Source organism: Amycolatopsis sp. H20-H5 (assembly GCF_035828755.1).
Classification (GTDB): domain Bacteria; phylum Actinomycetota; class Actinomycetes; order Mycobacteriales; family Pseudonocardiaceae; genus Amycolatopsis.
This window is the reverse complement of record NZ_JAYMZS010000028.1, coordinates 1-22,637: the sequence shown is the minus strand read 5'-3', so window position 1 is coordinate 22,637 and position 22,637 is coordinate 1. Positions and strand designations below refer to the sequence as shown.

Sequence of the window (22,637 nt, the reverse complement as noted above, 5' to 3'; positions counted from 1 at the left end):
CTTGAGGGCGTTAGACGCTGTGAAGGTGGCCTTCAGGGACCTTCGGGCGCGGGAGCAAGGGACCTTTGCTGCCGTTTTCGGGGGTCTGGGGCCTGCTGCGTGGCCCGACTGTGGCATTGGTTGCGTTGGACGCACCGAATGCCACTTTGGGGCGCATGGAGGGGTCTCGGGAAGTCTCTGAAGGCCACCATGACGGCGTTTAACGCCGTCATGGTGGCCTTCAGAGGTCTTCCGAACCCAGGGGGTTCACGGGGTAGCTGACGTCGGCGGGCCGGTCTGCGGCCGGGCCGTCGAGCCGCCAGGTCGCCTGGTCGCGGACAAAGCGGTACCACCGCCCGTCACGGCCCAGCCGCAGCTGAAGCTCTCCCTGGGTGAGCCTGTTCCGCCAGGCCTTCACCTGGCCGGGCAGCCCCGACTCGGCCAGCTCGGCCTTCGCCTCTTCGAGCGGGGCGAGCGCGGGCTGCCAGCTCTCCACCAGCGCGGCCACGCCGCCGCGCCCTGCCTCTCGCCAGGCGTACGCCCAGCGCTGGAGGTCTTTCGGTGGCACCCCGGAGGCGGTGGCGAGAGCACCGAGCCCGGCCGGGCGGGCGACGACCCGGCGCGCCAGATCCTCCTCGATCGACAGCTCGGCGGCGGCCCGCGACGGATCCGCGAGCAACTCCCAGGCCCGCGAAGCCGCGTCCGCCGCCAAGGCGGCCAGCACACCGGCACTCCATCCCGTCGCCGCGGGCGGATCCACGGCGAGCACGGCGGGCGGACCCGGCTCGTCCGGCACCGGGCGCCGCCGGGGAACGGGCGCGCGGCGCCTCGCGAACGCTTCGTGCGGCGCCAGCCCGGGATCCACCACGCGCCGCGACGGCTTGCCACGCGGGCGGGCCGGAGCCCGCCGGGCCCGCAGCTCGGCCAGGACCTTCTCGCGGGTCCTGCCGCGCAACAGGAACAGGACGAACGGGTCGGCGTCGACCTCGTCGGCGACCAGGTAGTAGACGGCCGCGACGTGCTTGCACGGATTCGCCGGGTCGGGGCAGGAACACTTCGGCCCCAGATCACCCGGCCCCGGCAACAGGTCCGCGCCCGCTGCCCTGGCGCGGACGGCGAGCTCGGCGGGCAGCTCCCCGTCGAGCAGGGCGGCCGCGTGCCCCAGCCGGGCACCGACCGTGACCAGCAGCGACTCCCATTGCTCGCCGGTGAACCCGCGCATCCGGATGGTGACCCGGTACGGCACGGACCGGCTGCCGCGCACCCGCGCGGTGATCTCGCCGCTGGTCACCTTCAGCCCGCTGACCGTGCCCTTGCGCGCGTACGTACGTCCACGGGGAAGCCGGTTCGGGTCCAGCTTCGCGCGCAGTTCGAGCGCTTCCACCCAGGCCTTGCCCCACCAGGTGTTGCCGAAGGTCCGCCTGACCATCAGTCACCGTCCAGCCGGACCAGCTCGGTCAGCTCGGCGTCGGACAGCTCGGTGATCCAGTTCTCCCCGGCGCCGATGACGGCTTCGGCCAGGCCACGCTTGGTCTCCAGCACCGTGGCGATGCGCTCCTCCAGGGTGCCCTCGGCGATCAGGCGATGCACCTGGACCGGCCTGTCCTGCCCGATGCGGTACGCGCGGTCGGTCGCCTGGTCCTCCACCGCGGGGTTCCACCAGCGGTCGTAGTGGATCACGTGGGTGGCCCTGGTCAGGTTGAGGCCGACGCCGCCCGCCTTGAGCGAGAGCAGGAACACCGGCACCTCCCCCGCCTGGAACCGGGCGACCATCTCCTCGCGCTCCTTCGGCGAGTTCCGCCCCGAGAGCAGCGCGGCGGGCAGGCCACGCTCGGCCAGCCTGGTCTCCAGGAGTTTGAGCAGCTGCACGTATTGGCTGAACACGAGCACGCTGTCGCCTTCGTCGAGGATGACGTCGAGCAGCTCCTCGAACGCGGCGAGCTTGCCGGACCGGCCGCGCAGCACCCCCGGCTCCTTGAGGTACTGGGCCGGGTGGTTGCAGATCTGCTTGAGCTCGGTCAGCAGTTTGAGCACCTGGCCCTGCCGCTGCAGGCCCTGCGATTCCCGGATGATCGCGAGGTTCTCCCGCACCACCGCCTCGTACAGCGTCGTCTGCTCCGCCGTGAGCGGGACGAACCGGTCGGTCTCGGTCTTGCGCGGCAGCTCGGGCGCGATGTCGGGGTCGGTCTTCTTGCGCCGCAACAAGAACGGCCGCACTGTCGCGGCGAGCCGCTCGGTGGCGGCGGTGTCGCGGTCGCGCTCGATCGGCCGGGCGACGGTCCGCCGGAACCGGTCGAGCGGGCCGAGCAGCCCCGGCGTCGTCCAGTCGATCAACGACCAGAGCTCGGTCAGCCGGTTTTCCATCGGGGTGCCGGTGAGCGCGACGCGCGCGGCCGCCGGGACCTTGCGCAATTCCTTCGCCGTCACCGAAAGCGGGTTCTTCACGTGCTGCGCCTCGTCGGCCGCGACCAGTCCCCAGTCCACTTCGGACAGAGTGGCCCTGTCCCGCCGCAGCACGCCGTACGTGGCGAGGACGACCTCGTCCGCGCCGAGGTCGTCGAGATGCCTGCCGCCGCCGTGGAACCGCCGCACCGGCACGCCGGGGGCGAACCGGGCGAACTCCCGCTCCCAGTTGCCCAGCAGCGACGTCGGGCACAGGACCAGCGTCGGCCCCGCCCCGAGCTCGCGGCGGTGCAGGTGCAGCGCGATGAGCTGGATCGTCTTGCCGAGCCCCATGTCGTCGGCGAGACAGGCGCCGAGCCCGAGCCCGGTCATCGTGGCCAGCCAGCCGAGCCCGGCGCGCTGGTACGGCCGCAGGGTCGCGTGCAGGTCGGGCGAGGGCTCGATCGGTTCTGCCGCGCTCTCCCGGATCCGGCGCGCCAGGCCGGCCAGCGCGGACGGCGCCGCGAACTCGACCTTCTCGCCGTCGAGCTCGAGCTCGCCCGTCAGCGTCGCGGCCAGCGCCTGTGCGCCGGTCAGCTTCTTGGTCCGGCGGGCGCGCAGCTTCGCCAGCATCGCGGCGTCGACCTTGACCCACTGGCCGCGCAGCCGCACGAGCGGACGTTTCGCCTCGGCGAGCTCGGTGACCTCCTGCTCGGTGAGCTCGTCACCGCCCAGGCTCAGCCGCCAGCGGAACGCCAGCAGGCTCTTGAGCGTGAACACCGGGCCGGTGACGCTGCCGGGCACCTGCGTGGCGCTCGCCTTCGCCTTGAGCTCGCCATCTAACATCCCCTTGGGCCACAGGACCTCGATGCCGGCCGCGCCGAGCGCCCGGCCACCGTGCGAGAGCAGGTCGACGACCTCCTCGTCGGACAGTTCGAGCCCGGTCGGCGCGGCGGCCCGCAGCACCCTGGCCAGCGGCGGCCAGGCCCGCGCGCCACGCCGCAGGCCGAGCAGCAGCTGGGTCTCGACCTGCTCGCCCAGCCTTTCCAGCACCGCGTCCGGCGCGTCCCACAACGTCGCCGCCTCGACCACCAGGCTCGGATCGGCGGCGCTGCGCATCGCCAGCACCCCGGCGAACGACGGCTGCTCACCTTCGACGACTTCCACGCGCAGCACGAGCTGCGCGCCCGAGGACTCCTGCGCGCCCAACTCGGCCAGCCACGCCGCGCCGTCCGGGCCGACCAGCGTGGGCTCCGCGGCGGCGAACGCGGGCCCGCCCGCGGCCACACCGGCCGCGGGACCGCGGACCAGCACGTCGGCCGTGGCGTCCCACAGGGCGCGGATCAGCGACTCCGGCGAATGCAGCCGGATGCGTTTGAGCCCGGACAGCGGCAGCGCGTGCGCCTCCGGCGGCAGGGCCGCGGCGAGCCCGCGCAGCTGCTCCTCGTCGGCCACGTCGAGCGGCCCGACCCGCCACGAATCGAGCCCGCCGGGCGAGACCGCGGGCAGCAGCCTGCCGCGCGCGATGAGGTTGACCCCGGCGTTGACGGCCGCGGACCAGGCCGCGATCGCCGGGCTGAGCTCGCCCTCGGCGGTCAGCAGCCGGGGCACCGCGCGGGAGAGCGGGACGACGTCCGCGCTGACCTTGGTGCGCCGGAACGCCTTGCCCACCGGGAGAACGAGCTCGATCGGGGTGTCGCCCTCGACGCCCTCACCCCACAACGCGAGCACCCCGTCCCGCGGCGGATCTGACGGGACGTAGGTGGCTTGGGTGCGCGTGTCGAACTCCACGCACCGCACGTTAGAGCACGGTACCGACAAACGGCGGTACCGGGTCATCGCCTCGGCAGGTCGAGCAGCCTTTCCGCGGCGAGGGTGAGCAGCACCTGGGTGGTGCCGCCCGCGATGCTGAGGCACCGCGTCAGGAGGAACTCGTGCCTGGCCGCGCCGGTGTCGCCGAGTTCCAGCGCGAGTTCGGCGACGTCTTGGCGGTGCCGGACCCCGAGCAGCTTGCGCACACTTGACTCCGCACCGGGACTCTGCCCGGCCAGCCGCCGCAAGGTCGCACGCAGCTCCAGCACCGAACACGCGCTGCCCTGGGCGATCACCTCGCCGAGCCGCTCGAGTTCGACGTCGGGCACTTCCGTCAGGCCCGCCAAGAGGTTCTCGACGCCTTCGCCGACGGCCGAGCCACTGCCGAGCGCGACCCGTTCGTTGGCCAGCGTGGTCCGCGCGAGCCGCCAGCCGCCGTCGACCTCGCCGACGACCTGGTCGTCCGGGACGAAGACCTCGTCGAGGAACACCTCGTTGAACACGGCGTCGCCGGTGATCTCCCGCAGCGGCCGGGGGTCGATCCCGCTCGCGCGCATGTCGACCAGGAAGTACGTGATGCCCTGGTGTTTCGGCACAGCCGGGTTGGTGCGGGCCAGGCAGATGCCCCAATCCGCTTCCCTGGCAAGGGAAGTCCAGACCTTCTGCCCGGTGAGCCGCCAGCCGCCGTCCACGCGGCAGGCCACGGTCCGCAGGGACGCGAGGTCGGAACCGGCCTCGGGTTCGCTGAACAGCTGGCACCAGATGAGCTCGCCGCGCAACGTCGGCCCGGCGAACCGGTCGCGCTGGGCCGCGGACCCGTGTTCGAGGATCGTCGGGATCGCCCAAGCGCCGATGACCAGGTCCGGCCGCCGGACGCCCGCCGCGGTGAGGGCGGCGTCGATGCCCAGCTGGGTCCCGGCGGCGGCGCCCAGGCCGTACGGCTGCGGCCAGTGCGGGGCGAGCAGGCCGGTGTCGGCGAGCCTGACCCGGCGTTCGTCCTCGGGCAGGGCCGCGATTTCCGCGACGACAGCGCCGAGCCCGCCGACGTCGACGGCGACGGCGTCCACGGCGAGGGTGCGCCGGGTCCCGGCCAGCGCGAGTTCGGCCGCCCGGCGACGCCAGCGTCCGGAGCCGCCGAGCCACTGACGCAGCGCGACGGCGCGGCGAAGGTACAGGTGGGCGTCGTGCTCCCAGGTGAAACCGAGGCCACCGAGGATCTGCACGCAGTCCTTGGCGTTGTCCACAGCAGCGTCGAGCGCGACGGCCGCGGCGGTCGCGGCGGCCAGCGAATGCCCGGGCTCGCCCACGGCCCTGGCCGCGTCCCAGCCGAGCGCCGCGGCGGCTTCGGCTCGGCAGAGCATCTCGGCACACAGGTGCTTCACCGCTTGAAAAGACCCGATCGGGTGGCCGAACTGCTCGCGCACCCTGGCGTACTCCACCGCGGTCCGCAGGCACCAGCCGGCGACTCCGGCGGCCTCCGCCGCGGCGAGCGTCGCGGCCAGTTCGGCGACCGGCGCCAGCCCGGCGAGTGGGGTGCCCGCGTCCGCGTCGAGCAGGCGGACCCGGGCGATCGGACGGGAGAAATCGAAGGGCCGCACCGGTTCCACGGACACGCTCGACGCGCCGGGCGGCAGCAGGAGATGGCCGTCCCCGCGCGGGACGAGCAGCCAGGCGGCCGGGTGCGCGTCGAGCACGGGACCGTCCTCGCCGAGCGCGACCGCCAGCCTCTCGGTCCCCTCGGCAACGGCGGGCAAGAGCTCCTTGACCACGGCGGAGTCCGCGACGGACGACAGGAGCAGCCCGCCGAGGAGCGTGCCCAGCACCGGACCCGGGGCGAGCGCCGCGGCGGCCTCGGCGAGCCCGGAGGCGAGGTCCACGACGTCCCCACCAGCACCGCCGAACCTCTCGGGCACGGCGACGCCGAACAGTCCCAGCGCGGCCAGCCCAGCGGGCAGGGCAGTGGCGTCGCCACCGGTCTCCTGCGCGCGGACGGTGTCCACCGGCCGGGCCGAGCGGGCCCAGTCCCGGACGGAGCCCGCCAGCGCGCGCTGCTCCTCGGTGATCGCGATCGGCACCACGAACCTCCTCGCCCGAAGCTTACCGACGAGTGTAGAACGTGTTCCAGTTTTCTGGCTAGTGAACCCCAACTTGAACAGTTGACCAAGTTAGGTACGCTACAGAGCAAAACTGGAACAAGTTCCCAAGATCGACCCGGGAAAGAGACGGGGGAGCACCCGATGCCAGGCAAGGCCAAGGCGCCCGCGACGCCCAGGACACGCGGCGCGAACGCACTCGCGGCGCTCGGCGCCGACGAGCTCGGCTCGGCCGCGCAGCGTGACCGCCGCCGCCGCATCATCGACGCGACCCTGGTCCTGGCGGCGAAGGGCGGTTACGACGCCGTCCAGATGCGCGCGGTGGCGGAGAAAGCGGATGTGGCCCTGGGTACCCTCTACCGCTATTTCCCCTCGAAAATCCACCTGCTGGTCTCGGGCCTGGCACGCGAGTTCGAGCGGGCGCAGGAAAAACTGGATCGCGTGACCATCCCCGGCGACACCCCTGGCGAGCGCCTCATGTTCGTGCTGGGCCGCAACACGCGCCTCATGCAGCGAGACCCCCACCTGACGGAGGCGATGGTCCGCGCGTTCATGTTCGCGGACACCACGGCAGCCGCGGAGGTCGAGCAGGTGGGCCGCCTGATGGAGAACATGTTCGCCAAGGCGATGGGCATACCCGAGCCCACCAAAGCGGACCGCGACGTCTTCCACGTGATAGCGGACGTCTGGATGGCCAACCTAGTAGCTTGGGTAACCCGCCGAGCCTCAGCAGCCGACGTAGCCAACCGCCTAGACCTAGCAGTCCACCTCCTCCTGGACAAATAACCAAACGTCACGGCGCCCAGACCACCAAGACCCAGCCCCGCCCGTCACCACCCCCAAGACTTCACGACGTACGAAACCACCAAGACCCAGCCCCGCCTAGCCTCGGCCTCCAAGACTCAGCCACGCCCGGCCTCAGACCCCAAGACTTCACAGCGCGCCGAACCACCCACACCCAGCCACGCCACTCACCGGCCACCAAGACTCAGCCACGCCCGGCCTCAGACCCCAAGACTTCACAGCGCGCCGAACCACCCACACCCAGCCACGCCACTCACCGGCCACCAAGACTCGCCCCCGACACACACCACCAAAACCCGGCCACCGCTATCCGGGACCACAGCGTCTCCGCGAGCCCTGCGAGTGGAGACTTCACCGCCGCGCGCCCTCTTTCAGGCCCGCCAGGGCCTCCCAACTCGCGACGGCAGGTCGCCCCCCTACAAACAAAACCCGCACTTACGCACGGTGCCAGGGGCGACCTGGCGGCGCGAGTTTGTGAGCGCGCTGGCCAAAAAACACAGGCTTCTAGCCGCACCTCAGGACTAAACCAAAAACTAAGCAGTCAGCTTCGGCAAAACATCCCGCCCAAAGGTCTCGATAAAGGCGTCTTGGTTCCGCCCAACGTTATGCACATAGATCCGACTGAACCCAGCATCCACATACTTCTGCAGCGCGGCCCGGTGCACGTCCGGATCAGACGACACCACCATCCGCCCCTCGAAGTCCTCACGCCTGACCAGCTTGGCCATCTGCGCGAAGTCGAACGGCGACCGCACGTCGGCCTTGGGGAACTTCATCCCCCCATTCGGCCATTGGTCCATCGCGTTGGCCCAGGCCGTCTCGTCATCCTCGGCCCAGGACAAATGCACCTGCAGCAGCTTCGCCATTTCATCGGGGTTCTTCCCGGCCTTCTTCGCGCCCTGCCCGAAGTTGTCCAAGATCCCCTGAAGCTTCTCCAACGACGCACCGGGCGTGATCAACCCGTCCGCCAGCTCACCGGTCTTCCGCGACGTATACGGCCCGGCAGCCGCGATGTACACCGGCGGCGGCGGACCGTCCGGCAACGTCCACAACCGCGAAGTGTGCAGCTTGAAGAACTCACCGGAATGCTTGACATCCTTACCGGTGAACAACTTCCGGATGATCTCCAACGCCTCGAACATGCGCCGCACCCGCTCCGGCGCCTCCGGCCAGTACCCGGCGATGACGTGCTCGTTGAGCGCCTCACCCGACCCGATCCCCAGCCACGTCCGCCCCGGATACGTCGCCTCCAGCGTCGCCGCGGCCTGCGCCACCATCGCCGGGTGCAACCGGAACGACGGACACGTCACGCCAGGCCCGATGTCACCGGTCGTGTTCTCGGCCAGCGAAGCCAGCACACTCCACACGAACGAGGCCTCACCCTGCTGGGGAACCCACGGCTGGAAATGGTCCGCGGCCAGCTGGCCGGAGAACCCGTGCTGCTCGGCCAGCGCCGCCAGCCGGATCGACTCCCGTGGCGAGAACTGCTCCAGCGCCGCGGCAAGACCGATTTGAACGTCACTCACGCGTTTGTCCAACCCTTCTGATCAGCGATACCGCTCGACGAACTTCACGAGTTCGTCCAGTTTGCCCAGTGTTTCGGCTTCCGGCCTGGTGGCGAGGTGGAACGTGCACCGCTGCACGCCCGCTGCCGCGTAGGCCTCGAGCAGCTCTTCGTTCTTTGTGCTCACCGCGAACATCGACACCGGCACGCCCGGCGCGTGCTCTTCGCGCAGTGCCATCAAGGACGCGAACCCCGCGACCCCGGGTTCGGCGGTGGGTGTCCAGACGTCGCCGTGCGCGGCCAGCCTGGCGAGCGCGGCCGGGCTGTTGCCGCCGACGTAGATCGGCGGGTGCGGCGCGGCCACCGGTTTCGGCCACGCCTTGAGCCTGTCGAAGTTCACGAAGTCCCCGTGGAAGGTGGCCTCGTCCTCGGTCCAGATCCGTTTGATCGCGATGAGCTGCTCGTCGAGCCGCTTGCCGCGGGTGCGCGGATCGGTGCCGTGGTCGGCCATCTCCTCGCGGTTCCAGCCGACGCCGACCCCGAACAGGACCCGGCCGCCGGAGAGGTGGTCGAGGCTCGCGACCTCCTTGGCCGTGTAGATCACGTCCCGCTGCGCGAGCAACGCGACGCCGGTGCCCAGCAGCAGTTTGGTGGTGACCACCGCGGCCGCGGTCAGTGCCACGAACGGGTCATAGGTGCGGTAGTAGACCTCGGGCAGCTCGATACCGGCGGGGTGCTGGCTCTCCCGGCTCGCGGGGATGTGCGAGTGCTCGGCGACGAAGAGCGAGTCGAAACCCCGCTCCTCGAGCGCCTTGCCCAGCACATCGGGGCGGCTGCCCTGATCCGTGACGAAAGTGCCGATCCCGAACTTCATGAGATCATCGAACCACGGATCAGCCGTGCCGTGCCGCGATCGCGGCAAGCCGGTCGAGCTCCCGCAGCGACTCGGCCTCCGGAGCCGTCTCCAGCAGGAGCGTCACCCGCTCCACTCCGGCGCTCGCGAACCCGTCGAGGATCTCCGGCTTCTCCGAGCCACCGAAAACGGTGAACGGGACGTCGCCCCGGCCACGCTCGGTGAGCCATTCTCGGACCTGGCGGAGCTCTGCCTCGGTCGAGCTACCCCGAGGGAGCCACGCATCGCCGTAGGTGAGCAGTCGCTCCAGCGCGGCGGGGCTTTCGCCGCCGATGAAGATCGGCGGATGCGGCTTCTGGACGGGCTTGGGCCAGGCGAAGATCGGGTCGAAGTCCACGTGCTCGCCGTGGAACTGGGCCTCGTCGGTGGTCCAGATCTCCTTCAGCGCGGCCAGCTGCTCGTTGATCAGCGCGCCGCGGGTACGGGGATCGGTGCCGTGGTTGGCCATCTCTTCGCGGTTCCAGCCGACCCCGACGCCGAAGGCCACGCGCCCGCCTGAAAGCAGGTCGAGGCTGGCGACCTCCTTGGCGGTGTGGATCAGGTCGCGCTGGATCAGCAGCGCGATCCCGGTGCCGAGCAGCAGGCGCTCGGTGGTCATCGCGGCCGCGGTCAGCGCCACGAACGGGTCCAGCGTGCGCTGGTACTTGGACGGCAGCGGCCCGCCGCCGGGATAGGGGCTCTGCCTGCTCACCGGGATGTGCGAGTGCTCCGCGAGGAACAGCGAGTCGAACCTGCGCTCCTCCAGTGCCTTGCCCAGCACGTCCGGGCGGATGCCTTCGTCAGTCACGAACGTCGCGATACCGAACTTCATGTCCATCAACTACCCACGCCGGTTCCCCCGTATTCCCGAGGTTGACAGTTTCGACCCACGAGGTGGACCATGAAACTCATCAACCGTTGAATACACCATCGGAGGATCACGTGACCGAGCCGGGCACAGCCATCGAAGACGTCGACTTCGAGGCCGTCTACCAGGGCGGTTCCACTCAGGACATCCCCATGCCGTGGGACATCGGCAGGCCCCAGCCGGTGCTGGTGGCGGTCGAGGAAGCCGGCGAGATCCGCGGCGAGGTGCTCGACATCGGCTGCGGACTGGGCAACAACGCCAGTTACCTCGCATCACACGGCTACCGGGTGACCGGCGCGGACGGTGCGGAAAGCGCCCTGCGCACAGCCCGCGAACGAGCCGCCGCGCAAGGCGTCGAGGTCGAGTTCATCCAAGCCGACGCGACCAAGCTGGAAGGCCTCGATGGCCGCTTCGACACGGTCGTCGACAGCGCGCTCTACCACTGCCTCACCGAGGAAGCGCGGCACGACTACATCGCCGCGCTCCTGCGCGCCACCAAACCCGGCGCCACCTTGCACATATTCTGCTTCGCGGATGACCTGCCGGAGAGTCTCCCCGGCCCGTTCCGGATCAGCGAGCGGAACCTGCGGGAAACCGTCGGCACCGGCTGGACGATCACCGGGCTCACCAAGGCCGACTACCTCACGTCGATGACCCCGGCGGGCTTCTTCGAGTACTTCCACCTGATGATGCCGGACCACGAGGTGCCCACCCCGGACCTCGCGTCCCTCGACACCCTGCCCCTCGACCCCGACGGCCACCTGAAGCTCCCGATATGGAAGCTCACCGCGCGACGCTCGTAGCTCGCGCGGGTGTCATGAAAGGGTCTTTCAGGGCAAAAATTGCCCTGAAAGACCCTTTCATGACACTCTCTAGACGTTGCGGCGGTACTGGCCGCCCACCTCGAAGAAGGCCTCGGTGATCTGCCCGAGCGTGCACACGCGGGCGGCGTCCATCAGTTCGCCGAACAGGTTACCGCCCCTGGTCGCGGCCTCGCGCAGCGACTTCAGCGCCTGCTGCGCGTCGGTGTGGTGGCGCTGCTGGAACTCGTCGAGGCGCGCCAGCTGCGACTTCTTCTCGTCCTCGGTCGCGCGGGCGAGCTCGACCTCGTGCTCGTCGTCGCCCGCGTTCGGGTTGCGGAAGGTGTTCACGCCGATGATCGGCAGGCTGCCGTCGTGTTTCATGCGCTCGTAGCGGATCGACTCGTCCTGGATCTTGCCGCGCTGGTAGCCGGTCTCCATCGCGCCCAGTACGCCGCCGCGCTCGGAGATGCGGTCGAACTCGGTGAGCACGGCCTCCTCCACCAGCTCGGTGAGCTCGTCGATGATGAACGAGCCCTGCAGGGGGTTCTCGTTCTTCGACAGGCCCCATTCCTTGTTGATGATCATCTGGATGGCCATCGCGCGGCGCACCGAACTGACGCTCGGCGTGGTGACGGCCTCGTCGAAAGCGTTGGTGTGCAACGAGTTCGCGTTGTCGTACAGCGCGCACAGCGCCTGCAGCGTGGTGCGGATGTCGTTGAAGCTCATCTCCTGCGCGTGCAGTGAACGGCCGGAGGTCTGCACGTGGTACTTGAGCTTCTGCGAGCGCTCGTTGGCGCCGTAGCGATCGCGCATCGCGACCGCCCAGATCCGCCGCGCCACCCGGCCCAGCACCGAGTACTCGGCGTCCATCCCATTGGAGAAGAAGAACGACAGGTTCGGCGCGAAGTCGTTGATGTCCATGCCCCGCGCGAGATAGGACTCGACGTAGGTGAACCCGTTGGACAGCGTGAACGCCAGCTGCGAGATGGGGTTCGCCCCGGCCTCGGCGATGTGGTAGCCGGAAATCGACACCGAGTAGAAGTTGCGGACGGCGTTCTGGATGAACCACTCCTGGACGTCCGCCATCATCCGCAGGCTGAACTCCGTGGAGAAGATGCAGGTATTCTGCCCCTGGTCCTCCTTGAGGATGTCCGCCTGCACGGTGCCGCGGACGTTGGCCAGCGCCCACTCGCGCAGCCCGGCGGCCTCTTCGCCGGTCGGCTCGCGGTCGTGCTCGGCCTTGAACGCCTCGACGCGCTGGTCGATCGCGGTGTTCAGGAAGTAGGCGAGGATCGTCGGCGCGGGGCCGTTGATCGTCATCGACACCGAGGTCGAGGGCGAGGTCAGGTCGAAGCCGTCGTAGAGGACCTTCATGTCCTCCAGCGAAGCGATGGACACCCCCGAGGTGCCGACCTTGCCGTAGATGTCGGGGCGGGTGTCCGGGTCGTGCCCGTAGAGGGTCACCGAGTCGAACGCCGTCGACAGGCGCTTGGCCTCGGAATCCGCCGAAAGCAGCTTGAACCGCCGGTTGGTGCGGAACGGGTCGCCCTCGCCGGCGAACATCCGGGCCGGGTCCTCACCCTCCCGCTTGAACGGGAAAACCCCGGCGGTGTAAGGGAAGTATCCGGGAAGGTGTTCGCGGCGAAGGAAGGAGAGCAGCTCACCGGACTCGGTGTGGCGCGGCAGCGCCACTCGCGGGATCTTGGTGCCGGACAACGTCTCGCGCCACAGCTGGGTGCGCAGCTCCTTGTCCCGGATCTTCACCACCAGCTCGTCGGCGCGGTAGGACTCGGCCAGCTCATGGAAGCGCGCGAGCAGGGCGGTCGGCTCACCCTCCACAGCGGACTCCGCGGCGGCGAGCAGCCCGTCGAGCGCGTCGGTTCCCGCGTTGACGGCGGCGAGCTCCTCCTTCGCCGCGGCCAGGTGCTCGCGCCGGCGCACGGCGGCGACCTGCTTGCCGGTCTCGCGGTGATACCCGCGGATCGCGTCGGCGATGTCGGCGAGGTAGCGCGACCGGCTCGCCGGGATGACCGTGCTAGCGTCGGTCGAGACCTTGCCGTCGACGTGCGGCAGCACGCCCGCGGACACCGAAAGGCCGTTCTCGGCGAGCATGTCGCGCAGGTACTGGTAAAGCGCGGTGACGCCGTCGTCGTTGAACTTGGCCGCGCTGGTGCCGTATACCGGCATCTCCCCGGGGTCCGAGCTGAACGCCTCGCGGTTGCGCACGAGCTGGCGGGCGACGTCGCGGCGGGCGTCCTCGGCGCCTCGGCGCTCGAACTTGTTGATCGCCACGGCGTCGGCGAAGTCGAGCATGTCGATCTTCTCGAGCTGCGACGCGGCGCCGAACTCCGGCGTCATCACGTACAGCGACTTGTCCACGTAGTCGACGATCCCGGCGTCGCCCTGGCCGATCCCCGGGGTCTCGACGATCACCAGGTCGAACCCGGCGGCCTTGCAGGCCAGGATGGACTCGGACAGGCCGGTCGGGATCTCGCCGTTCGCGGTCCGGGTGGCCATCGAGCGGAAGTAGACCGGGCTGCCGTCGAGGCAGTTCATCCGGATCCGGTCGCCCAGCAGCGCTCCCCCACCCTTGCGGCGTGACGGGTCGACGGCCAGTACCGCGATCCGGAGCTTGTCCTGCTGGTCGAGCCGGAAGCGCCGGATGAGCTCGTCGGTGAGCGAGGACTTGCCCGAACCACCCGTTCCAGTGATACCGAGGACCGGGGCGGCACGCGTCTTGGCGGCTTCGGCGATCGCGTCGTGCCAGTCCCGCGGGAGGGCTTCGCGCTGCAGCTGGGTGATGACCCGCGCGAGCGCCGGGATGTCCCCGGACAGGAGCCGTTCGACCGAGTCCGGCGACTGCGCCGAGAGGTCGGTGTCGCAGGCCCTGATCATCAGGTTGATCATGCCCGGCAGGCCCAGCTCGTAGCCGTCCTCCGGCGAGAAGATCCGCGCGACGCCGCGCGAGTGCAGCAGGTCGATCTCCTCCTGCACGATCACCCCGCCGCCGCCGCCGAACACCTTGATGTGGCCCGCACCGCGCTCGTTGAGCAGCTCCACCAGGTAGCTGAAGTACTCGACGTGCCCGCCCTGGTAGGCGCTGATCGCGACACCCTGGACGTCTTCGGCGATGGCCGCGGTGGCGACCTCGTCGACGGACCTGTTGTGCCCGAGGTGCACGACCTCGGCGCCCTGCGACTGCAAGATGCGCCGCATGATGTTGATGGAGGCGTCGTGGCCGTCGAACAGACTGGACGCCGTGACGAACCGGACGGGGTTCACGGGTCGGTGCAGGTCAGTCTTCATCACCCCAAAATACTAGGACTTCCTACTATTGGAAACCCGTGCACCGCGCCGCACGGAGTCTCGTCGGTCACACTCCCCTCTTGACAGCACGCCTGCCAGCAGTATATTCAACCTAACGTTTAATCAACTGAATGGTTGAGCACAATGCCAGCAGACCAGCTCAGCGCCACGTTCGCCGCGCTGGCCGACCCGACCCGGCGCGCGATCCTCAGCAGGCTCTCCACCGGGGAGGCGACGGTCAACGAGCTGGCCGAGCCGTTCGCCGTCAGCCTCCAGGCGGTGTCCAAACACCTCAAGGTGCTGGAGCGCGCCGGGCTGATCTCCCGCGGCCGCACCGCGCAATGGCGGCCATGCCGGCTGGAGCCCGGCCCGCTCGAGGACGTCTCCGGCTGGGTGGCGCGGTACCGGCGGTTCTGGGACGGCAGCTTCGACCGGCTCGAAGAGCAACTGAAAGAAATCCAAGGGGGACAGCGGGATGACTGACCGGGAGCTGACCATCACCCGGCTCTTCGACGCGCCGAGGGAGCTGGTGTTCCGGGCGTGGACCGACCCCGAACGCTTCGCCGGCTGGCTGGGACCCGAGGGCTTCACCGGGACGGCGGTCACCGTCAACCTGGCCCCCGGCGGCGCTTGGCGGGCCTGCCTGCTCGCCGACGACGGCGGCGAGCAGTGGATGTGCGGGACCTACCGGGAGGTCGACGAGCCGTCCCTGCTGGTGTTCACCTTCGCCTGGGACCGCGGCGGCGAACTCGTCGAGCAGACCCTGGTGACGATCACGCTGGCCGAGGTCGGCGACAAGACCGAGATGACGTTCCACCAGGCCGAATTCAGCTCCACCCACCAACGCGACTGCCACGTGGACGGCTGGAACTCGGCCTTCGGCAAGCTCGCGGCGAACCTGAAGGAGTCACGATGACCCTGCCCGAGATCGTTTCCCCGGAGGAATGGCAGACGGCGCGCGACGCCTTGCTCGTCAAAGAGAAGGAACTGACCAAGGCCTCGGACGCGGTGAACGCGCAGCGCCGCCGCCTGCCCATGGTCGAGTTCGCCAAGGAGTACCTCCTCGACGGCCCGGACGGCAAGGTGTCGCTGCTCGACCTGTTCGACGGTCGCGAGCAGCTGATCGTCTACCACTTCATGATGCATCCGGGCTCCGATCACCAGTGCCCCGGCTGTTCGTTCGTGGTCGACACCATGGGCGACCCCGCGCCCCTGCACGCCCGCGACACGACCCTCGTCGTGGTCGCCCCCGCCCCGCTCTCCCAGGCCGAGCCGGTCAAGGAGCGGATGGGCTGGACGGTCCCCTGGTTCTCCTCCGGCGGCACGGACTTCACGGCGGACTGCGGCGTCGGCGCGGGCTTCGGGATCAGCGTGTTCCTGCGCGACGGCGACCGCGTCTTCCGCACCTACTTCACCACCGGCCGCGGCGGCGACCAGCTGGTCACGACCCTGCGTTACCTGGACCTGACCCCGATGGGCAGGCAGGAGGACTGGGAGGAGTCCGGCCGCGGCCGCGACGACGCCCCGAGCTCCTGGTGGCGGCCGCACGACCAGTACGAAACCACGTCCTGACAAGACTTCCGGCGTATCGGCCGTTCGGGTGACCACCTCTTGCCGACCACGTCTTGCCGACCACGTCGCGCACGCGTTGCAACAAGCGGAAAACCACGGCTCCCGGCCGGGTGCGTGCTCCTACCTTCGTGAGCACACCAACTTATGCCGAGGAGCCAGACATGACTGTGCGCACCCGTTTCGAGAGCCAGGGCATTGCCGCGTTCCGCGTGGTGATCGGCTTTCTCTTCTTCTGGCACGGTGCTTCCACCCTGTTCGCGATCCCCGCTTCGGGCAAGGCGATCCCGGACTTCGGTGCGTGGCCCGGCTGGTGGGCCGCGGCGATCCAGCTCACCGGCGGGGCGCTGGTCGCCCTCGGCCTCGGCACCCGCGTCGCGGCGCTGCTCGGCTCCGGCTCGATGGCGTACGCCTACTTCGTGGTGCACCAGCCCAAGGCGCTGCTCCCGATCGCGAACGGCGGCGAAGCCTCCGCGCTGTTCTGCTGGGCGCTGCTGCTGATCGCGATCACCGGCCCCGGCGCCTACGCGCTGAGCGGCGTCGTCAGGGCGGCGCGGCAGGCCAAGTCGCTCGACGCGGTTCCCGGCGGGCTCGGCCTCGTCCAGGTCGACGCGCCCCAGGAAGTGCAGAACGCTTGAGCCGCGAACACGAAGCGGGGCCGGTCCCTTGTGGACCGGCCCCGCTCGTCACTGCGAATTCGCTTGTCAGCTGGCGCTGTTCCGGCGACGGCGGACCAGCAGCATCAGCACGCCACCGGCGCCGAGCAGCAGGACGCCGAGGCTGAGCGGAACCGCGGCGGAGACACCCGTGTTCGCCAGGCCCTCGCCCGACGGGGCGCCGGCCGGGGTCGTCGGCGGCGCGGTCGCGCTGGTCGACGGCGTGACGGCCGCCGGGGTCCAGCTCGCGGCGGCGTTGGCGCTCACCTGCGTCTTCTCCGACTCGGCGACGATCAAGGACTGCGCCGGGACCTTGTCGTAGTTCTCGCCGACGAACAGGCGCCCGGTGTCCAGGTGCCCGATCGCCTTCAGCACGAAGCCGCCGGTGCCCTGCTTGGCGTCCTTCGGGACGTCGACGTAGAGCTTGGTGCCGTCCTTGATGTCACCGGCCTTGAGCGTCTTGCCCTCGGCGTCGGTGAGCCGGACGCCCTCGGGCAGCTCGCTGGTGAGGTTGGCGATGTCACCGGTGGTGGCCACGCTGAACGGGCCGATCCGGCTGCCCGCCGCGCCGTCCGCCTTGGCCGGGCTGATGTTCAGCGTCGGCTTGGGCTGCTGGCCGATGCCGGCGTTGTCGCTGCCGACCAGGTAGTCGTACATCGCGAGCACATCGGCCGACGCGTCCGCGTCCTCGTACGGCAGCGGCTTCGCGCGGTCGACGTTCTTGCCGTCGCTGAAGTGCCACACCGCCGCCTGCGTCGCGGTGATGGCCTCCTCCTTCGACACCCCGTCGTGGAGCGTCGCGCCCTTCTTGGCGAGCGTCTTCCCCAGCGCCGTCAGCTCGTTGCCCGGGTAGCCGTTGTGCAGCACCCAGTTGATCTTGTCGCGGTTCTTGTTGAACGGCGAGGACGCCTCGGGGTACTTGGCCCACGGACGCTCGATCATGTCCTGGTCGGTGCGCAACCCGACGTCAATCTGCACGCAGTACACCTTGAGCATGCTGCCGTCGGAAAGCTTCAGCCCGAACAACTTGGCGACGAAATGCGTTCCGCCGTCGAAGTTGACGCTGAACCCGTCGGCGCCGGCGCTGTCGATGACCCTGCCCCGCGCGGCGCCGTCATCAGCACCGGCGACCGGGGCGGCCACCATCATCGCGGCGGCCGCGGCGAGCGCCGCGATCCCGCCTCGCACCAGACCTGACCTGACCTGCATATGTCTCCTATCCGAGCCCAGACCACGAAGACGACAAGCCGTGTGGGATGACCAATTCCCCGACCACAACCGGCTACCGCTTGTAGGTGAATGATCACCTGTTCCAGCGACACCGGAGCATACACACGCCACACACAGGGTCATTTTGGGTGTCCCCCTTTGCGTCGGTTCACCCTCTCGGTGGAAGACGGCATGAGGCGACAGGTTTGAACCGTCCCCGCGTGGGTACCCCTTGACTCGCCAGTCCCCACCAGCAGCGAACCCCTCCCCACCGGTTCGCCTCGAGAAAGAGTTCACCTGTGATCGTGCTCGGCGTCATCCTGCTCCTTGTCGGCTTCCTCGCGAAGATCTCCATCCTCTGGACCATCGGCATCGTGCTGATCGTGATCGGCGCCGTCCTCGCCCTGGTCGGGCGGAGCGGCCGGAAGGTCGGCGGCCGGGCCCACTGGTTCTGAGCGCAAATCCGCGGCGGTGGTGGTCGGACCCTCGGGGTTCCGGCCACCACCGCTTTTTTGCGGCTTTCAGCGCTCTCGCGGCGTCCCCGCGGGAAGGGCCGCCCGTGGTTGGATGACGTGAGCCACCACCGGCAGCCGACGAGGAGGGGATCCGTGTCCACCCAGGAAGCCCACGAAGAGGGCTGGGAAGCCGACAGGGCAGCCTTCGCCGCCGGTGGTCACGGAAGCTCGAATGGCCCGCTGGCGTGGCACTTCGCCCAGCTGACACGCACCCTGCTCGACGCGAGCTCGGTCGCCGGGATGCTGAACCGCGTCGTCGCCGCGGCCGAGCTGATCGTGCCGGGCGCGGACCTGGTCAGCGTCACCCTGCGCGGCCCCGATGGCACGTTCTACACCCCGGCCGAAACCGCGCCCGAGGCCTCGGAGATCGACCAGCTGCAGTACGCCGCCCTCGAAGGCCCCTGCCTGGACGCCGCGCGCATGTCCGGCCCTGGCCACGCCCGCTGCGACAACCTCGCCACCACCGCGACCTGGCCCACCTTCGGCCCGGCGGCCGCCGCACATGGCTACGGATCGCTGCTGGCCACCACGCTGCTGCCCGACTCGCGGCCACCCCAGCTCTCCGGCGCGCTCAACCTCTACTCCCGCCGGGAACAAGGCTTCGGTGATCAGGATCAGGACCTCGCGCTCCTGCTGAGCACCCTCGCCTCCCTCGCGCTCGCCTCCACCCAGGCCGTCACCACCGCGGCGCTGCGGCAGGTCCAGCTCCGGCAGGCGATCGACACCCGCGACGTCATCGGGCAGGCCAAGGGCATCCTGATGAACCGCCGGAAGATCACCGCCGACGAGGCGTTCGATGTCCTGCGCCGCACCTCACAGGACCTCAACGTCAAACTGGCGGACCTCGCGAAGACACTCACCATCCGCCACGCCGAACTGGACCGGACGCCCAGCAAGCCATCAGGCTGATCTGGCGGGCTATTCGCGCCCGGGGCCCGAGTGCAGGAGCGCCGCGAGCGGGGTCTGCCGGTAGAACACTTCGCGGCCGCGACGCTCGGCGGTGACGAGGCCTGCATCGCGGAGAACCGCGAGGTGCTGCGAGACGGTCGCGGGAACCAGGTTCACCCGCTGGGCCAGGCCACCGGTCGTGCTGGGGACCAGGGTTTCGGCCAGCACGGCCGCTCGTCCGGTGCCCAGGAGCCGCGCCATCGCCGTCGGCCGCGAGGACGGCTCCCAGAGCCGCCCCGCGCCGAGCATCGGGTAGACGAGGGCCGGGGCCGTGGCGGCGGTGTCCTCGGTGTCCTCGGTGGGGCCGATTCCCAGGTTGGGCCAGCCGAACGCGGTCGGGACGAGAACCAGGCCGCGGCCACGCAGGTCGACCGTCCCGCTGCGAAGGCCGGTCAGGTGCAGCGATCCGTTCTCCCACACCGCCCGCGGGTGCAGGTTCGCGAACAGCCCCTCCAAACCACCGTCGGCCAGCTGCCGGGCGCGCGTGATGATGTCCGCGTCGAGCAGGCCGCGTATCCGGTCCCACCGGGGTGCGATCAGGGTCTGCCACACCAGCCGCTGCTGCGCGACCACCTCGTCCCGGGCCTCGGCGGGGTCGCCGGTCAGGACGCGATACAGCTTCGCGGGCAGGGTGCGCCGATCGAGGCGGCGGACCTGATCGGCGAGCTCCGCGGCGACTACGCCCGGCTCGGTGGCCCGCACCCTGGCGAGGTCGTCCTCGATCGTGGTGAGGGGGCCGGTCGGGCTCGGCCACAGGAAATCCGGCCCATGCCCGCGCACCGGCGCGGCGGCGCGCAGCAGGTCCAGGTCGAGCCCGGCGACGACGTGCTCGACCTCGCGCAGCCACGGCAGGTACCAGCAGTGGCGGCCCGGTTCGGTCAGCACCAGCAGTGCCGACATCGTCTCCTGCAGCGGTGACACCGCGAACCGGCACCGCGCCGCGTCACCCGGCCCGAACCTCAACACCAGCGTCACACCGCCCAGGATGACAGCCCCGGACGCCACCGCAGGATTCGGTGTACGCCGAATCCTGGCTGCCGGGTGCTGACGGCCGCAGCCTGGCGGTCATGGCCGAACCCGCTGCCCGCGCCCGTCTTCTACGCGGGAACCCGGCTTTCCGGGCGTTGTGCGCGTCACGCGCGGTGTCGTTCACCGGCGACGGGATCACCGCCACGGTGCTCGTACTGCTCGCCGCCGACCAGGACGGGCCCGCCGGGGTGGGCCTGCTGCTCCTCGCGAACGCGCTACCTCGCCTCGGCGGGCCGCTGGCCGGGGCGCTCGCCGACCGGGTCGTGACGCGCACGCTGATGATGCGCTGCGAGCTGGCCTCGGCGCTGGTCGCGGGCCTGATCGCGGCCACCCTGCCGCCACTGCCGGTGCTGGTCGCGTTCGTGGCGGCGGCCGGTGCCCTGGCCACCATCCGGAACCCGGCCGGGCGCGGACTGGTGCCGGTCCTGGTCGGCCCGGCCGACCGCGCCCCGGCCAACGCGCTGTTCGGGCTCGCCCGGACCCTGCAACTCGCCGTCGGCCCGGGGCTCGGCGGCCTGCTGGCGGCCGGGCCCGGCGGGGTCCACACGGCGCTGGCGGTCGACGCCGCGACCTTCGTCGTCTCGGCGCTGTTGCTCGCCCGGCTTCCCGCCCTCGCGCCCGCCCGCGATCCCGAGGCGGTCACCGGGGTGTGGGCCGAAGCCGCGGCGGGCCTGCGCTACGTCGGGGCGCACCGGCAGGTCCGGGTCCTGGTCCTCACCCTGTTCCTCATCGTCGCCTTCGCCGGGGTGGACAACGTCGCGCTCGTTTTCCTCACCGGCGACCAGCTCGCCACCGGACCGGCGGGCTACGGCCTCGCGACCGGCGCGTTCGGCGCCGGGATGCTGGTGACAGCGGCAGCGTGCACGCGGCTGGCCCGCGGCCGCTCACCGGCGGCGCTGCTGCTCGTCTCGACCGCCGCCACCGGCGCGGGCACCGCGCTCACGGGTCTGGCCCCGGTGCTGGCCGTCGTCGTCGCGGCACAGCTGCTCGCCGGAGCGGGCAACGCCGGGGAGAACATCGGCTACGACACCCTCGTGCAGTGCCTGGTGCCCCGGGCGTTTCTGGGCCGGGTGTTCGGCACCATCGGGACCGCCGCCCAGCTGGGAGCCGCCTTCGCTTACACGGCCGGTGGTCTGCTGGTCGACCTGGCGGGTGCCCGCGCGGCCTTCGTCCTCGCCGGTTCCGGGACGCTCGTCCTCGTGCCCGTGCTTCGCCGTCACACGAAGCGCCTTCGCCTCGGGAGCAGCTCGCCCACTGGGCACGGTGACAGGCCGGGTCGCGAACGGCGGGGATCCCGGCGGCGTCCGTGAACCACGCCGCCTATTCTCGACGGAGTAGCCAGGGAGGGACCATGACGGACGAAGAGCTCCTGGTCGAGTTCGCGCTGACACGGCTGGACAATCCGGGTCTCGACCTGGAGGAGATCGCGGCGCTCGTCGTCCGGCGCGCGGGACCCGAGCAGATGCTGGAGTTCGCGTCGCGGAACCTCGCGACCCGCGGCGAGTTGCGCGGGGCACTGTTCCCTTCCGCGGTCGAACACGTCCTGCGGGTCGTGCTGACCTTGCGCGGACCTGCCGACTAGCACTGCGCCGCTACCTGCTGGCGAAAGTCGCACAGTTCGGGGAGATTCTTGAAATGGGCGGCGCGGCGATCAGACCTTACGGCTCCAGCGATTACGAGCCTTGGTCCGTGCCGGACGACGGATGGGGCCGCGGTGGAATCCAGTTCGCCTCCGATGGCAACTGCTGGTACTCGGCGAAAGTACAACCCGGCAACGGCAACTCGCAGGCAAAGTGGTGGTGCAACGACAACAACGGCGTCCGCTGGTTCGGCTGGCACGTGGCGAAAGGGCCGCTCCCTGCGCGATGCTGATCCGGAAGTGCCGCGCGCGGTGCCCCGGACACGGTGTGGATGGTGCGGCCCAGGCCCTTGGCGGCTGGGTGATCGCCTGGCCTGCCTTGGTGGCGGCGCTGACCACAGCTGGTTGCCCTCGACTGGGGGCCTGCCGACTAGGGCCGTGTCTCCCAAATATCTGCGTCCTGATCAGCGAGGATCGGTTGGTGACGCGGGTGGGTGTGATTTCTGATGAGTTCTGGGTGGCTGTCGAATCGGTGATGCCCTCGGATGAGGGCAAGCGGGGCAACAGGTTCGGTGATCATCGGTTGATGCTGGAGGGAATCGGGTGGCGGTTCCGCTCGGGCTGTCCGTGGCGGGACCTGCCCACCGATTTCGGGCCGTGGCAGACGGTGTGGAAACGGCATCATCGGT

20 protein-coding genes are annotated in these 22,637 nt (G+C 70.1%); 11 read left to right on the top strand and 9 right to left on the bottom strand.

Annotation, left to right across the window (positions count from 1 at the left end):
* Positions 1-220: 220 nt before the first annotated feature.
* Genes QMK34_RS17730 through QMK34_RS17720 form a run of 3 tightly spaced genes read right to left on the bottom strand, consistent with a single transcriptional unit; the run spans position 221 to position 6,248 of the window.
* Positions 221-1,408 (bottom strand): SWIM zinc finger family protein, encoded by a 1,188-nt coding sequence (locus QMK34_RS17730; RefSeq protein WP_442785168.1) that lies wholly within the window; start codon positions 1,406-1,408, stop codon positions 221-223.
* Positions 1,408-4,152, bottom strand: a complete 2,745-nt coding sequence (locus QMK34_RS17725) for a DEAD/DEAH box helicase (RefSeq protein WP_442785167.1) — start codon at positions 4,150-4,152, stop codon at positions 1,408-1,410. Before QMK34_RS17725 ends, QMK34_RS17730 begins: the two co-directional genes overlap by 1 nt.
* 44 nt (positions 4,153-4,196) lie before the next feature.
* Complete coding sequence (locus tag QMK34_RS17720) at positions 4,197-6,248, bottom strand: acyl-CoA dehydrogenase (RefSeq protein WP_326415136.1); 2,052 nt, start codon at positions 6,246-6,248, stop codon at positions 4,197-4,199.
* A gap of 162 nt (positions 6,249-6,410) precedes the next feature.
* Between QMK34_RS17720 and kstR the strand changes: the two genes are divergently transcribed.
* Complete coding sequence (gene kstR / locus QMK34_RS17715) at positions 6,411-7,052, top strand: cholesterol catabolism transcriptional regulator KstR (RefSeq protein ID WP_326415135.1); 642 nt, start codon at positions 6,411-6,413, stop codon at positions 7,050-7,052.
* Between the two features lie 551 nt (positions 7,053-7,603).
* Here the strand turns inward: kstR and QMK34_RS17710 are convergent.
* Genes QMK34_RS17710 through QMK34_RS17700 form a run of 3 tightly spaced genes read right to left on the bottom strand, consistent with a single transcriptional unit; the run spans position 7,604 to position 10,298 of the window.
* On the bottom strand, positions 7,604-8,596 hold the full coding sequence (locus QMK34_RS17710; RefSeq protein WP_326415134.1) for a TIGR03557 family F420-dependent LLM class oxidoreductase: 993 nt from the start codon (positions 8,594-8,596) through the stop codon (positions 7,604-7,606).
* 21 nt (positions 8,597-8,617) lie between these two features.
* Positions 8,618-9,448, bottom strand: a complete 831-nt coding sequence (locus tag QMK34_RS17705) for an LLM class F420-dependent oxidoreductase (protein WP_326415133.1) — start codon at positions 9,446-9,448, stop codon at positions 8,618-8,620.
* 19 nt (positions 9,449-9,467) lie between these two features.
* Positions 9,468-10,298, bottom strand: coding sequence for an LLM class F420-dependent oxidoreductase (locus tag QMK34_RS17700; protein ID WP_326415132.1), 831 nt, complete (start codon positions 10,296-10,298; stop codon positions 9,468-9,470).
* Between the two features lie 110 nt (positions 10,299-10,408).
* On the opposite strand from QMK34_RS17700, the gene QMK34_RS17695 reads away from it, so the two are divergent.
* Positions 10,409-11,137 carry a class I SAM-dependent methyltransferase gene (locus tag QMK34_RS17695; RefSeq protein WP_326415131.1) on the top strand — a complete coding sequence of 243 codons (729 nt, stop codon included), beginning with the start codon at positions 10,409-10,411 and terminating at the stop codon, positions 11,135-11,137.
* A gap of 69 nt (positions 11,138-11,206) precedes the next feature.
* Here QMK34_RS17695 and icmF read toward each other — a convergent pair whose 3' ends face one another.
* On the bottom strand, positions 11,207-14,443 hold the full coding sequence (icmF, locus tag QMK34_RS17690; RefSeq protein WP_326415130.1) for a fused isobutyryl-CoA mutase/GTPase IcmF: 3,237 nt from the start codon (positions 14,441-14,443) through the stop codon (positions 11,207-11,209).
* Positions 14,444-14,587: 144 nt separating this feature from the next.
* On the opposite strand from icmF, the gene QMK34_RS17685 reads away from it, so the two are divergent.
* The 4 genes from QMK34_RS17685 to QMK34_RS17670 all read left to right on the top strand — a co-directional run bounded on the left by QMK34_RS17685 (position 14,588) and on the right by QMK34_RS17670 (position 16,650).
* Positions 14,588-14,926, top strand: coding sequence for an ArsR/SmtB family transcription factor (locus tag QMK34_RS17685; RefSeq protein WP_326415129.1), 339 nt, complete (start codon positions 14,588-14,590; stop codon positions 14,924-14,926).
* The gene (locus tag QMK34_RS17680; RefSeq protein ID WP_326415128.1) at positions 14,919-15,359 is read left to right on the top strand and encodes an SRPBCC family protein; all 441 of its coding nucleotides are present in this window, start codon (positions 14,919-14,921) and stop codon (positions 15,357-15,359) included. Before QMK34_RS17685 ends, QMK34_RS17680 begins: the two co-directional genes overlap by 8 nt.
* Entirely contained in the window at positions 15,356-16,015 is a 660-nt protein-coding gene (locus QMK34_RS17675; protein ID WP_326415126.1) for a DUF899 domain-containing protein, read from the top strand. Before QMK34_RS17680 ends, QMK34_RS17675 begins: the two co-directional genes overlap by 4 nt.
* Before the next feature lie 161 nt (positions 16,016-16,176).
* Positions 16,177-16,650 carry a DoxX family protein gene (locus QMK34_RS17670; protein ID WP_326415125.1) on the top strand — a complete coding sequence of 158 codons (474 nt, stop codon included), beginning with the start codon at positions 16,177-16,179 and terminating at the stop codon, positions 16,648-16,650.
* A gap of 66 nt (positions 16,651-16,716) precedes the next feature.
* Here the strand turns inward: QMK34_RS17670 and QMK34_RS17665 are convergent, their stop codons facing one another.
* Positions 16,717-17,877 (bottom strand): thioester domain-containing protein, encoded by a 1,161-nt coding sequence (locus QMK34_RS17665; protein ID WP_326415124.1) that lies wholly within the window; start codon positions 17,875-17,877, stop codon positions 16,717-16,719.
* A gap of 299 nt (positions 17,878-18,176) precedes the next feature.
* Here QMK34_RS17665 and QMK34_RS17660 point away from each other — a divergent pair, with 299 nt between their 5' ends.
* Both QMK34_RS17660 and QMK34_RS17655 read left to right on the top strand, forming a co-directional pair.
* A complete protein-coding gene (locus QMK34_RS17660) occupies positions 18,177-18,332 on the top strand; it encodes a DUF6131 family protein (RefSeq protein WP_326415123.1) in 156 nt (51 codons plus the stop codon).
* Between the two features lie 153 nt (positions 18,333-18,485).
* Positions 18,486-19,301: a GAF and ANTAR domain-containing protein gene (locus tag QMK34_RS17655; RefSeq protein ID WP_326415122.1), complete on the top strand. Its 816-nt coding sequence runs from the start codon at positions 18,486-18,488 to the stop codon at positions 19,299-19,301.
* A gap of 9 nt (positions 19,302-19,310) precedes the next feature.
* On the opposite strand, the gene QMK34_RS17650 is transcribed toward QMK34_RS17655, so the two are convergent.
* Positions 19,311-20,315, bottom strand: a complete 1,005-nt coding sequence (locus tag QMK34_RS17650; protein WP_326415121.1) for a DUF5937 family protein — start codon at positions 20,313-20,315, stop codon at positions 19,311-19,313.
* A gap of 92 nt (positions 20,316-20,407) precedes the next feature.
* Between QMK34_RS17650 and QMK34_RS17645 the strand changes: the two genes are divergently transcribed.
* From QMK34_RS17645 to QMK34_RS17635, 3 genes are all read left to right on the top strand, one after another.
* Positions 20,408-21,679 (top strand): MFS transporter, encoded by a 1,272-nt coding sequence (locus QMK34_RS17645; RefSeq protein ID WP_326415120.1) that lies wholly within the window; start codon positions 20,408-20,410, stop codon positions 21,677-21,679.
* 41 nt (positions 21,680-21,720) lie between these two features.
* Positions 21,721-21,951 (top strand): hypothetical protein, encoded by a 231-nt coding sequence (locus QMK34_RS17640; protein ID WP_326415119.1) that lies wholly within the window; start codon positions 21,721-21,723, stop codon positions 21,949-21,951.
* Between the two features lie 478 nt (positions 21,952-22,429).
* Positions 22,430-22,637: transposase (locus tag QMK34_RS17635; RefSeq protein ID WP_326415118.1), on the top strand; the 208-nt coding region annotated here is incomplete at its 3' end.